The following is a 13,195-nucleotide window of genomic DNA, read 5'->3' on the forward strand; positions in this document are numbered from 1 at the left end:
ATCGGAACATGGGGATCCAGGTGCGAGTAACGCCTGGAACAGCGTAACGGGGGCTTTCATGGCACAAGTCGAGACTTCTCCTTCGCAGCTTGATCCCAGGCTGCTTCTGAAAACCTTGCGTGCCTTCCGCAAAGGCGATTTTTCGGTTCGCCTGCCTTCGGACCTGACAGGGATCGACGGGGAAATCGCGGAAGCCTTCAACGACATCGCCGATCTGAACAAGGGGCTCGCTCAGGAACTTGACCGGGTGGCAAGGGTCGTCGGCAAGGAGGGAAGGATCGGCGAGCGGGGGCGTCTGGCTGCTGCGACGGGTTGCTGGAGCGAGTGCATCGACTCGGTCAATTCCATGATCGGCGACCTGGTCCAGCCGACGACCGAAGTGGCCCGCGTGATCGGTGCTGTCGCCAAGGGCGATCTCAGCCAGAGCATGCAGCTTGAAATCGAAGGCCGGCCCCTGCGAGGCGAATTCCTCCGCATCGGCAAGGTGGTCAACACCATGGTGGGCCAGCTCAGCTCCTTCGCCTCCGAGGTGACCCGCGTGGCGAAAGAGGTGGGCACGGAAGGCAAGCTCGGCGGCCAGGCGCAGGTGAAGGGCGTAGCCGGCACCTGGAAGGACCTGACCGACAACGTGAACATGATGGCCGCGAACCTCACCGGCCAGGTGCGCAACATCGCTGAAGTGACCACCGCCGTGGCGAACGGCAACCTGTCGAAGAAGATCACCGTCGACGTCAAGGGCGAGATGCTGGAGCTGAAGAACACCATCAACACCATGGTGGACCAGCTCAACTCCTTCGCCTCCGAGGTGACCCGCGTGGCGAAAGAGGTGGGCACGGAAGGCAAGCTCGGCGGCCAGGCGCAGGTGAAGGGCGTGGGCGGCACCTGGAAGGACCTGACCGACAACGTGAACATGATGGCGGCGAACCTGACGGGTCAGGTGCGCGGCATCGCCGAGGTCGTGACCGCCGTTGCCGTGGGCAACCTCACCCGGAAGCTGACCGTGGATGCCAAGGGCGAAATCGCCGCTCTGGCGGATACCATCAACGGCATGATCGACACGCTGGCCACCTTCGCCGATCAGGTGACGAACGTGGCGCGCGAGGTGGGCATCGAAGGCAAGCTGGGCGGCCAGGCTCTCGTGCCTGGCGCCGCTGGCCTGTGGCGCGATTTGACCGACAACGTGAACATGATGGCGGCCAACCTCACCGGCCAGGTGCGTAACATCGCCGACGTGACCACCGCCGTGGCGAACGGCGACCTGTCGAAGAAGATCACCGTCGACGTCAAGGGCGAGATGCTGGAGCTGAAGAACACCATCAACACCATGGTGGATCAGCTCAACTCCTTCGCCTCCGAGGTGACCCGCGTGGCGCGTGAGGTGGGCACGGAAGGCAAGCTCGGCGGCCAGGCGCAGGTGAAGGGCGTGGGCGGCACCTGGAAGGACCTGACCGACAACGTGAACATGATGGCGGCGAACCTGACGGGTCAGGTGCGCAACATCGCCGATGTGACCACTGCGGTGGCGAATGGTGATCTGTCGAAGAAGATCACCGTCGATGTCCGCGGCGAGCTTCTCGAGCTGAAGAACACCATCAACACCATGGTGGACCAGCTCAACTCTTTCGCCTCCGAGGTGACCCGCGTGGCGAAAGAGGTGGGCACGGAAGGCAAGCTCGGCGGCCAGGCCCGCGTGGAAGGCGTCGGCGGCGTCTGGAAGGGCCTGACCGACAACGTGAACATGATGGCGGCGAACCTGACGGGTCAGGTGCGCAACATCGCCGATGTGACCACTGCGGTGGCGAATGGTGATCTGTCGAAGAAGATCACCGTCGATGTCCGCGGCGAGCTTCTCGAGCTGAAGAACACCATCAACACCATGGTGGACCAGCTCAACTCTTTCGCCTCCGAGGTGACCCGCGTCGCGAAAGAGGTGGGCTCCGAGGGCAAGCTCGGCGGCCAAGCGCAGGTGAAGGGGGTCGGCGGCGTCTGGAAGGGCCTGACCGACAACGTGAACCTCATGGCGGCGAACCTCACCGGCCAGGTGCGCGGCATCGCCGAGGTCGTGACCGCCGTTGCGACGGGCGACCTCTCGAAGAAGATCACCGTCGTGGTCGAAGGCGAGATGCTGGAGCTGAAGTCGACCATCAACACCATGGTGGACCAGCTCAACTCCTTCGCCTCCGAGGTGACCCGCGTGGCGCGTGAGGTGGGCTCTGAGGGCAAGCTCGGCGGCCAGGCGCAGGTGAAGGGCGTAGCCGGCACCTGGAAGGATCTGACCGACAACGTGAACATGATGGCGGCCAACCTCACCGGCCAGGTGCGCAACATCGCCGATGTGACCACCGCCGTGGCGAACGGCGACCTGTCGAAGAAGATCACCGTCGACGTCAAGGGCGAGATGCTGGAGCTGAAGAACACCATCAACACCATGGTGGACCAGCTCAACTCCTTCGCCTCCGAGGTGACCCGCGTGGCGCGTGAGGTGGGCACGGAAGGCAAGCTCGGCGGCCAGGCGCAGGTCCGCGGCGTGGGCGGCACCTGGAAGGACCTGACCGACAACGTGAACATGATGGCCGCGAACCTGACGGGCCAGGTGCGCAACATCGCCGACGTGACCACCGCCGTGGCGAACGGCAACCTGTCGAAGAAGATCACCGTCGACGTCAAGGGCGAGATGCTGGAGCTGAAGAACACCATCAACACCATGGTGGACCAGCTCAACTCGTTTGCCTCCGAGGTGACCCGCGTCGCGAAAGAGGTGGGCACGGAAGGCAAGCTCGGCGGCCAGGCCCGCGTGGAAGGCGTCTCGGGCCTCTGGCGGGATTTGACCGACAACGTGAACCAGCTCGCTGCCAACCTGACCAACCAGGTGCGAGCCATTGCGGAAGTCGCCACGGCCGTGACGCGCGGCGACCTGACCCGATCGATCACCGCGGAAGCCCTTGGCGAGCTTGCGGCGCTCAAAGACAACATCAACGAGATGATCCGCAACTTGCGCGACACGACGCTCAAGAATGCGGAGCAAGATTGGCTCAAGACCAACCTTGCGAAGTTCACCCGCATGCTGCAGGGCGAGCGCGACCTCGCAACCGTCTCCAACATGATCCTGTCGGAGATCGCGCCGCTCGTGAACGCGCAGCAGGGTGTCTTCTATACGGTGGAGAACAACGGCGACGAGCCGGTCCTCGAGCTCGTCGCATCCTATGCCTTCACCGAGCGTAAGCATCTTGCCAACCGGTTCCGCCTCCGGGAAGGACTCGTCGGCCAGGTCGCCTATGAGAAGAAGAGGATCCTGCTCACCAATGCGCCGAGCGACTACATCAAGATCGGGTCTGCTCTTGGGGAGGCCCCACCGCTCAACATCATCGTCCTGCCGGTTCTGTTCGAGCAGGAGGTGAAGGCGGTCATCGAGCTTGCTTCGTTCAACCGGTTCTCGGAAACCCATCAGTCGTTCCTCGACCAGCTGACGGAATCCATCGGCATCGTTCTCAACACGATCGCCGCGAACATGCGCACGGAGGGCCTGCTGAAGCAGTCCCAGCTTCTGACCACGGAGCTGCAGAGCCAGCAGGAAGAACTCAAGAACACAAATGATCGGCTGGAGCAGCAGGCAGCGACCCTGCGCCAGTCGGAGGAGCTCCTGCGGCAGCAGCAGGAGGCGCTTCAGAAGACCAACGAGGAACTGGAGGAAAAGGCCCGCCTGCTCGAGCTCCAGAAGCGGGAGGTCGAGGCAAAGAACCAGGAGGTCTCCGTCGCCAAGACCGCTCTGGAGGAAAAGGCCGAGCAGCTGTCGCTCACCTCGCGCTACAAGTCCCAGTTCTTGGCTAATATGAGCCACGAGCTGAGAACGCCGCTGAACTCACTCCTTATCCTGTCGAAGCTCCTGACCGAGAACACGGAAGGCAACCTGACCGAGAAGCAGAGGGAGTTTGCTAAGACGATCCATGCGGCCGGCTCGGATCTGCTGTCGCTGATCAACGACATTCTCGACCTGTCGAAGATCGAGTCCGGAACCGTGAGCCTGGAAGTGTCGAGCGTCAGCTTCAAAGACCTCGTCGAGAACATGGACAGGACATTCAGGCAGGTGGCGGAGGAGCGGAAGCTCGACTTCCATGTTCAGGTCGATCCGAAGCTGCCACCTGCCATCAGGACGGACTCCAAGCGCCTGCAGCAGGTTCTGCGCAACCTCCTCTCCAATGCCTTCAAGTTCACGGAGCGTGGAGGGGTGACACTGCAGATCGGCTCCGCAGAAGGAACGCCCCTGCGCGCCGGCAGTCAGTGGGTTGCCATATCGGTCACCGACACCGGTATCGGCATTCCGGAGGACAAGCAGCGCATCATCTTCGAAGCATTCCAGCAGGCCGACGGCACAACGAGCCGCAAGTATGGCGGCACTGGCCTCGGCCTGTCGATCAGCCGCGAGATCGCTCGTCTGCTTGGCGGCGAAATCGTGGTGTCGAGCACGCCTGGAGCAGGTTCCACCTTCACGCTCTTCATCCCGGTCGAGCCGCCTGCAAGCCACGGAACGACGGGAGTGGGAAGCTCGCTCAAGACCAACGGGGAGGGCGCCGGCCATTCCAACTTCGGCGAAGAGCAATCGGGCACCCTGATCCGCCAGCCGGCCGCCGCCATGGCGCTCTCGGCCTCTCTTGACGACCGCCACGCGATCACGACCGGGGATCACGTCGTTCTGATCATCGAGGACGACGCCATGTTTGCCTCAGTGCTGCTCGAACTCGCTCGCGAACAGGGTTTCAAGGGGCTGATCGCCATGGATGGCGCCTCGGCTCTGGCCCTGGCTCACCGCTACAAGCCGCATGCGATCACGCTCGACATCGGCCTTCCGGACATGGATGGATGGGCGCTCCTCGATCTTCTCAAGCACGATCCGAGGACGCGTCACGTCCCAATCCATGTCATCTCGGTGGACGACCAGAAGAAGCGGGGCCTTAAGGCCGGGGCGTTCGGGTTCCTGGAGAAGCCGGTCGACCGTGAGGCGCTGATGGGCGCCCTCAACAGGACCAAGGAGTTCATTGACAGGCCTGTAAAGAAGCTCCTCCTGGTCGAGGATGATGACAATCAGCGCATGAGCCTCACCGAGCTCATGAAGAATGAGCAGGTCGACGTGACGGCAGTTGGAACTGCGGAAAGTGCGCTGGAGGTGATCCAGGTGCGGCAGTTCGACTGCGCCATCGTGGATCTCGGCCTTCCGGACCTTCCCGGGGCGGAGCTGATCGAGCGAATCCGTAAGACGAAAGGGGGTGAGGAACTGCCGATCGTCATCTATACCGGTCAGGACCTGTCGAAGGCGGAGGAGCGTAGGCTTCACAGCATCGCCGCAACGATCATCGTCAAAGGAGAAGGCTCGTCGGAACGCCTCCTGAACGATACAGCGCTCTTCCTCCACCGCGCCATCAGTGCGATCCCGGAGGACAAGCACATCATTGTCGAGCGGCGCTCGGATGAATCTCTCAGCGGCAGGAAAGTCCTGATTGTCGATGACGATATGCGTAACATCTTCTCGCTGACGAGCGCTCTCGAGCAGCACGGCATCTCGGTCGTTTTTGCCGAGAACGGTCTCGAAGGCATCGAGAAGCTGAAGGACAACCCGGATGTGGATGTGGCTCTGATCGACATCATGATGCCAGAGATGGATGGTTACGAGACCATGAGGGAGATCAGGAGCATCCCGCGCTACCGTGATCTGCCGTTGGTTGCCGTCACAGCAAAGGCCATGAAAGGCGATCGTGAGAAATGTCTTGAGGCAGGTGCGACAGACTATGTCTCCAAACCTGTGGACATCGACCAACTTCTTGCTGTCTTGCGCGTTCAGCTCAGTCGGAGCACCTATATCCCTGACGGAAAGACTGTTCCGAATGGCGCGGCAGAGACCGGGTTGAACTCATGACTGATGACGTTGGGCGGGTGGTGCCGGACTTGAAGGCTGATGATTTCCACCTTGTAGCGGCTCGCCCCCTGATCGCCCCCATCTTGGCGAAGATTCTGGTGGTCGATGACGATCCCCGGAACCTGATGGCCGTGGAGGAGGTCATCCGCTCCCCTGGCGTGCAGGTCGTCACGGCAGATTCCGGCGAAGCGGCCTTGCGGCACGTGCTGCAGGACGACTTCGCCGTCATTCTGCTCGACGTGCAGATGCCTCGGCTCGACGGGTACGAGGTGGCCGGCCTGATCCGGAACCGGCCACGCTCATCGCGTGTGCCGATTTTGTTCCTGACGGCCTTCAACAAGGACGACATGCATGTCTTCAAGGGCTACTCGGCCGGTGCGGTCGACTACGTGTTCAAGCCGATCGAGCCTCTGATCCTCAAATCCAAAGTCGACATCTTCGTTGATCTCTACCGCAAGACCGAGGAGATCCGGCGGCAGGCCGAGCAGGAGCGCCATCTGCTCATGGACAATCTGCGCGTTCGCAGCGAGAAGCTGAAAGCCGAGCAGGCTCTGCGCCGGCGTGAAGAACATCAGTCAATCGTCCTGCAGTCCCTCCCGATCGCACTCTACACGGCCTCCTTGGAGGAGGATCACCGCCGACTTCACTTCACCAACGAAAGCATCGAGCGCATCACCGGATTCCGGCCGGAGGCTTTCCTTGAGCGCTCCGACTTCTGGTCGTCGAGGCTCAATGCAGAAGATCGGGAGCGCGTGATGACGCAGCTCCAGCGCTTGGGGCAGGAGGACGCTCTCAGCCTTGAATATCGCTGGACTTGTGCCGATGGCGTCGAGCGACATTTCCTCGACCAGACGGTTCTCATGAGGGATGACAATGGGCATCCGCGCGAGATCTTTGGCATGTGGTTCGACATCACCGAGCGCAAGCAGATGGAGCAGAACCTGCTCCATGCGAGCAAGCTCGAGGCCCTGGGCAGGTTGACGGGCGGAATTGCGCATGACTTCAACAACATGCTCAGCGTCGTCATCGGAAACCTCGACCTTCTCAAGAAGTCGATCCAAGGAAACAGCAAGGCCGAGCGTCGCGTCCATATGGCGATGGAGAGCGCTCAGCATTGTGCGGACCTGACCTACAGGCTCTTGACCTTCTCGCGACGGCAGGCGCTTCAAGTCTCGACCATTGATGTCTTAAGCCTCATGCCGAGCCTTCTGGAACTGATGCGCAGAACCTTGGGCGAGCATGTCAATGCCAGCTTCCATGCCGAGCCGGACATCTGGCCAGTTCAGGTTGACCGCGCCCAACTGGAGGCTGCACTCCTGAACCTCGCCGTCAACGCGCGCGATGCCATGCCGGATGGCGGCGACCTCACCATCAGGATCGAAAATCGCTCAGTGGAAGAAGGAAAATCGATTTCCGCCGGGGATTACGTGATGATCGCCGTGAGCGATACCGGCACCGGCATGCCACCCGAAGTTCTGGAAAAGGTCTTCGAGCCATTCTTCACGACGAAGGAGAGCGGAAAGGGAACCGGGCTCGGCTTGAGCATGGTCTACGGCTTCGTCCAGCAATGCTGTGGTCATATTGAAGTCGAGAGCGCCCCGAATGCTGGCACCACCATTCGCATTCTGCTTCCACGCTCGCACGATGCTGTCGAAAGTCCGTCTCAACGCCAGCCCGAATTGTCTCACCCCTTCGGTGAGGGTCGTACGGTGCTGGTCGTCGAGGACAACCCGGCCGTCCGGCAGGTTGCCATCTCCACGCTCAATACTCTCGGCTTCAAGGTGATGGAGGCTGAAACCGGGGACGAGGCTGCACTGATGCTGAAATCGAACAAGCAGATCAGCCTCGTGCTGTCCGATGTCAGAATGCCGGGAGAACTGAGTGGTATAGATCTCGCCCGCCTGATCCAAAGCGAGATGCCCGGCGTACAGGTTCTTCTCACGACCGGGTACTTCGACGGTGAGGACCAGCTAGAAGGTCTCCATCTTCTCTATAAGCCGTACCGGGCGACAGATCTGGCCGAGAAGATCCAAGCGCTGATGGAGCTGCCGCATCAGGTTGATCTTGAAAACGCGCAAAAACAACGCGCCGCTGCAGTCGCCTGATGGGTTAGTTCATTTTCGTCTGGCATAGCGGCAGCGTACAGAACCTCTGGAAGATTCCCATAATACCGTCCGCGCCCTCCTGACTTGCAAAGGAGGGTGCGGCTGCAAGATGGCTAAAGACTTGCTGTCAATATGTCTCTGCCCCCCCGCCAGGCAGTATAAAAATCGCCGGTGCGATCCAAAATGAAGATGGTGGCGGAGTTCGGCACGGCGGACCATGTGGCCGACTCGACTGCGAACTTCAGCGCCTTCGAACGAAAGTGGAATGAGCCGAGATCGTGCCCTGACAGGGTCACTGTCCATCGATTATGCTTGAATGCAACGCAGTACGCTCCATGGGGCATAATGGCATCTCCCAAGTCGCTTGATCTGGCAAATCACAGGCGCAGTTGCTAACCGCATCCAGCGCAGAAGGCAACCGCCAGCTTGATGGTGGACTTCTTGATAACCGTTGCGCCGCCGCGTGGCGGCTCAGAGAACGCGCCCTGGATTGAGGATCCCTTTGGGGTCGAGGGTTTGCTTCATGGCGCGCATGAGTTCCAGCTCGGGCGCGGTTCGGGTCAGGGAAAGATAGGGGCGCTTGATCCGCCCGATGCCGTGCTCGGCGGAAATGGATCCGCCAAGACCCGAGACGAGATCATAGACGAGTTTCTGGACGGCCTTCTTGAGGTCCTCGTCCATCTTGTCGATGGCGACATTGATGTGGATGTTGCTGTCGGCGACATGACCGAAGACGACATAGACGGCATCGGGCCAGTGCACCCGCATGTTCCGACGAAGGTGTTCCACGGCCTCGGTCATGCGGTTGAGAGGTACGCTCACATCGAAGCGGATCTCCTCGGGCAGGAATCGTCCGTATTCGTAAGGCGTTTCCCGATAGGCCCAGAACCGGTTTCTGTCGGCCTGCGACTGGGCAACGACCGCATCCCTGATAAGGCCCTGCTCATAATATGTGCTGAGGAGAGAAGAGAACGCCTCGCTTCCTGCGGGTTCCTCCCCCATGTCTGCTTCAATGAGCAGCGTGACGTCATGATCCGCTTCAAATGCAGGCGGCAGGCCGCAGATCTCGGTAGCAACGATCATGAATTCCCGCCACATGGCCTCGAAGACCAGCAGCCGTCCCGGATGAACCTGCTGGATCTGCCGAAGAAGGATCAGGGCGTCCTCGAAATTTCCAACGGCACAGAGAGCCGTCTGGACACCGAGAGGCTTCGGATACAGGCCGAGGACGACACGCGTGATGACGCCGAGCGTCCCCTCGCTGCCGATGAGGAGCTGTGTCCAATCGTAGCCCGCATTGTTCTTGAGCATCTTGTTCAGGGAGCGGACCACCGTGCCATCGGCAAGAACGGCCTCAAGACCAAGTGTGTTGCGACGGGTCATGCCATATCGCAGCACTTGGTTGCCGCCGGCATTGGTGGCTACATTCCCGCCAATCGTGCAGCTTCCACGCGCGCCGAGGTCGACACCGCAAAGAAGTCCAGCCTCTTCAGCAGCTTGCTGTACGACGACTAAAGGTGTTCCCGCAAGGGCAGTGAGAGTTGCGCTTGCCGCATCGATCTCCTCGACACCTGTCATGCGCTCCAGCGACAGCGCGATCTCGCCAGCTTCAGGACGAGCGCCGCCGGCAAGCCCCGTCAGGCCGCCTTGGATGACAATGGGCTGCTCATGATCATGGCAGATCCGCAAAACGGTCGAGACGTCTTCGGTCGTGTCCGGCAGGATCAGGGCCTTGGGCGATACAGGTGGTAAGCCGCTTGCATCGGCGTGATTCCTGATCGGGATTTCGGCTCCTGTGCGAACCTTGGATCCCAGAGCGGCGACAAGGGCTTCGATGACGTTGCTCATTGATCCGGGCCCTTTTCAAGAGGATCGGGTCACCTGCACGATGGCATCCGGGCGTTTTCTGATGTCCGGAAGCAGCTCGAGCCCGAGGCCGGGCTTCATGTTCACCGTGACCTCTCCTGCGGTGACCGTCGGCAGCTCCGTAACGAGTTCGGTGTACCAGCCCGTATAGAATGCTCGGACGCTCTCCTGGATGAGGGCATTCCTGGCGTGCAGGGAGAAGTGGCACGATGCAGCATAGACGACCGGGCCAGTGCAGTCGTGCGGCGCGACCGGCACGTGCCACGCTTCGGCGAGTGCTGCGATCTTGCGCGCTTCCGTCAGGCCGCCGCACCAGGAGAGGTCGAGCATGGCGACGCCGGCAACGCCCGTCTCCAGATACTCGCGAAACGCATGGGTGTAGGAAAGGGTTTCGGAGGCGCAGACCCATGCCTTGGAGTGTCGGGCGTATTCCTTCAGGTCGCCGATATTGTCGAGCCGGAATGGATCCTCGTGCCAGTAGGTATCGAAATCAGCGAGCGCTGAGGCGAGCTTCTTCGCCATCGGAAGGCTCCACAGGGAGTGGAACTCGACCATGATATCCATCTTGTCGCCGACGGCTTTGCGGATCTTCGCGAAAGGCTCAAGAGCTGTCCGCAGTTCTGCGGACGATATGTCATAGCCATGGCTGCGCTCGGCGGCCAAGTCGAAGGGCCAGATCTTCATCCCCGTGATGCCCTGCTCCAGCAGGGAGTGAGCCAGCTCATCCGCGTTATGCAGAAAGGCCTCCAGATCCTCGTAAGCGCCCTCGGCATCTCCGAGGCCCCAGTTCGCAACCTTCTGGGCTCGGCTGTCCCGGATGTATCGGTATCCAGCACAGGTGTTGTAGACTCGTATCCTGTCCCGGGACCGTCCGCCCAGCATGTCGCAGACGGGTTTGCCGTGCGCTTTCCCGAACAGGTCCCATAACGCGATGTCGACAGCCGAATTGCCCCGCGTCTCGACGCCTGCGGAGCGCCAGCCGAGATAGTTCTGGAGGTCCCGGTTGATGGCTTCAATCTGAAGAGGGTCGCGGCCGATCAGCTTCGCCGCCACGGTTTCGTGCAGATAGGCCTCGACGGCAGCAGCCCCCATAAAGGTCTCCCCCAGCCCGGACAGACCCTCATCCGTATGAAGGAGCACCCAGATGATGTTTGGGAACTCCTGCAAGCGGATTGTCTCAAGGCCGGTAAGCTTCATGATGTGCTTCCTATCGAGTCGCCTCGAACGCGAGGTTCTAAGCGGGATCCGGGATCGGGGCTCTATGATATCCTAAAGCGCACCTGTGGCGAGGAGGTACACGTTGATATTTTGTTTCATGTATGGACGTGGTCCCGAGCAGCTTGGCCGCTGTTGAATTGACACTCCGAAAATCTGTGCCTTAGATCGGAGGAATCTGCACCTGTGCAGGCTTGAACAGCCTGCACAGGTGAACAGAATCATGGGGGCTCGATAAGCCCAAGCCAGGGAGTGACAGTGAGCAGGATAGTCGACTGGTTCTTCAAGGCCCTGGAAGCGCTCTTGGTGCTTCTCCTGGCGTCCATGGTCGTCATGGTCTTCGGCAATGTCTTGCTGCGCTACCTCTTCGACACCGGCATTGATGTCTCCGAGGAACTCTCCCGCTACTTTTTTGTATGGCTCACCTTCATCGGGGCTGTCGTCGTCGGCCGCGAGAATGCGCATCTGGGTGTCGAGACGCTCGTGGCCAGACTTGGGGATAGGGGGCGCAAGCTGTGCATGATTCTCTCGGATCTGCTCATCATCGTCTGCTGCGCCGTGTTCTTTTGGGGGACGTGGCAGCAGGCCGAGATCAATGCCACGAACTACGCGCCGATTACCGAGATATCGATGCTCTGGATCTATGGTGTCGGGTTCTTCACCAGCATTGGATTGGGAATCCTGGCGCTCCTTCGAATCCTGCGTGTCCTCACTGGAACCATCAGCGAGCATGAGCTCAAGGCTTTCGCCGGGGATTACAGCGACGACGCGGCACATGCCTTAAGGGAGCGCCTCGAGTGACGATCGTCGTATTCCTCGCTTCGCTCCTCGGAGCCATGGCGCTCGGCATGCCGATTGCCTTCGCGCTCGTCGTGTGCGCATTGGCTCTCATGCTCTGGCTCGGGAATTTCGACAGCCAGATCGTCGCTCAGAACATGATCATCGGAGCCGACAACTTCCAACTGCTGGCGGTGCCGTTCTTCCTCCTCGCCGGCGAGCTGATGAATGTCGGAGGCTTGTCGAAGCGCATCGTCAATTTCGCCCTGTCATGCCTAGGCCATATCCACGGCGGGCTCGGCTACGTTGCGATCGTTGCGGCGCTCATCCTTGCCGCTCTGTCCGGATCTGCCGCAGCGGATACCGCAGCCCTGGCGGCTATTCTCATCCCGATGATGCGAGACGCGGGTTATAACCTTCCCAGGTCGGCGGGGCTCATCGCTGCGGGCGGCATCATCGCTCCGGTGATACCGCCCTCCATCGGATTCATCATTTTTGGCGTTGCCGCCAACGTATCGATCTCGCAGCTTTTCTTGGCCGGAATCGTGCCTGGCCTGATGATGGGGATTTCCCTCGTCGTCGCATGGGCGATCGTCAGCAGAAAAGACAAGATGCAGACCTCGCCGCGCACCACGATGCGGGAGCGCGGAAAGGCCTTTCTGGACGGTTTCTTTGCGCTTCTGATGCCTGTCTTGATCCTGGGCGGCATCAAATGGGGCATCGTTACGCCGACCGAGGCGGCGGTTCTGGCCGCAGTCTATGCGCTCGTGATCGGCATGTTCGTCTATCGCGAGCTGAAACCGTCGATGCTCTACGGCGTCTTTCTGACAGCGGCAAAGACCACGGCGGTGGTGATGTTCCTGGTCGCTGCAGCGCTTGTCTCCGCTTGGCTCATCACCCAGGCGAACATCCCTGGCGAGATCAGCGGGTTGATTCAGCCGCTCATGGGCAACAAGACGCTGCTCATGTTTGCTCTCATGTTCCTGGTCGTCATCGTCGGAACGGCTCTCGACTTCTCGCCGACAGTTCTGATCCTCACGCCGGTGCTGATGCCGATCGTCAAGCAGGCCGGAATCGACCCTGTCTATTTCGGGGTGCTCTTCATCATCAACAATGCAATCGGCCTGATCACGCCGCCGGTCGGAATCGTGCTCAACGTGGTGAGCGGTGTCGCCCGCGTACCGATGGGGGCTGTTATCAGAGGCGTCAATCCGTTCCTGATCGCGCAGCTTGTCGTACTCGTTCTGCTAATCTTGATCCCCGAACTCGTCACCGTACCACTTGCCTGGCTGCGGGGACGGTAAGTTGAAGAATACCAAAGGAG

General features: G+C 60.6%; 6 protein-coding genes. 4 read left to right on the forward strand and 2 right to left on the reverse strand.

Going from position 1 to position 13,195, the window contains the following annotated elements:
• Positions 1-58: 58 nt before the first annotated feature.
• Together GR303_RS07570 and GR303_RS07575 are read left to right on the forward strand one after the other, a co-directional pair.
• Entirely contained in the window at positions 59-5,908 is a 5,850-nt protein-coding gene (locus GR303_RS07570) for a HAMP domain-containing protein (RefSeq protein ID WP_161722542.1), read from the forward strand.
• Positions 5,905-8,013 (forward strand): response regulator, encoded by a 2,109-nt coding sequence (locus GR303_RS07575; RefSeq protein ID WP_161722541.1) that lies wholly within the window; start codon positions 5,905-5,907, stop codon positions 8,011-8,013. The genes GR303_RS07570 and GR303_RS07575 overlap by 4 nt, the downstream gene beginning before the upstream one ends.
• A gap of 471 nt (positions 8,014-8,484) precedes the next feature.
• On the opposite strand, the gene GR303_RS07580 is transcribed toward GR303_RS07575, so the two are convergent.
• Together GR303_RS07580 and GR303_RS07585 are read right to left on the reverse strand one after the other, a co-directional pair.
• The gene (locus tag GR303_RS07580; protein WP_161722540.1) at positions 8,485-9,861 is read right to left on the reverse strand and encodes an FAD-binding oxidoreductase; all 1,377 of its coding nucleotides are present in this window, start codon (positions 9,859-9,861) and stop codon (positions 8,485-8,487) included.
• 15 nt (positions 9,862-9,876) lie between these two features.
• Positions 9,877-11,076 (reverse strand): mandelate racemase/muconate lactonizing enzyme family protein, encoded by a 1,200-nt coding sequence (locus GR303_RS07585; RefSeq protein WP_161722539.1) that lies wholly within the window; start codon positions 11,074-11,076, stop codon positions 9,877-9,879.
• A gap of 276 nt (positions 11,077-11,352) precedes the next feature.
• Here GR303_RS07585 and GR303_RS07590 point away from each other — a divergent pair, with 276 nt between their 5' ends.
• Both GR303_RS07590 and GR303_RS07595 read left to right on the forward strand, forming a co-directional pair.
• Positions 11,353-11,895: a TRAP transporter small permease subunit gene (locus GR303_RS07590; protein WP_161722626.1), complete on the forward strand. Its 543-nt coding sequence runs from the start codon at positions 11,353-11,355 to the stop codon at positions 11,893-11,895.
• Positions 11,892-13,175, forward strand: a complete 1,284-nt coding sequence (locus GR303_RS07595) for a TRAP transporter large permease subunit (protein WP_161722538.1) — start codon at positions 11,892-11,894, stop codon at positions 13,173-13,175. Before GR303_RS07590 ends, GR303_RS07595 begins: the two co-directional genes overlap by 4 nt.
• Positions 13,176-13,195: the final 20 nt, after the last annotated feature.

This window comes from Microvirga arsenatis, assembly GCF_009910705.1.
Taxonomy (GTDB): Bacteria; Pseudomonadota; Alphaproteobacteria; order Rhizobiales; family Beijerinckiaceae; genus Microvirga; species Microvirga arsenatis.

Coding starts and splice junctions, on each gene's coding strand:
- GR303_RS07580 (WP_161722540.1), bottom strand. CDS start 9,861: ATGAGCAACGTCATCGAAGCCCTTGTCGCCGCTCTGGGATCCAAGGTT.
- GR303_RS07575 (WP_161722541.1), top strand. CDS start 5,905: ATGACTGATGACGTTGGGCGGGTGGTGCCGGACTTGAAGGCTGATGAT.
- GR303_RS07570 (WP_161722542.1), top strand. CDS start 59: ATGGCACAAGTCGAGACTTCTCCTTCGCAGCTTGATCCCAGGCTGCTT.
- GR303_RS07585 (WP_161722539.1), bottom strand. CDS start 11,076: ATGAAGCTTACCGGCCTTGAGACAATCCGCTTGCAGGAGTTCCCAAAC.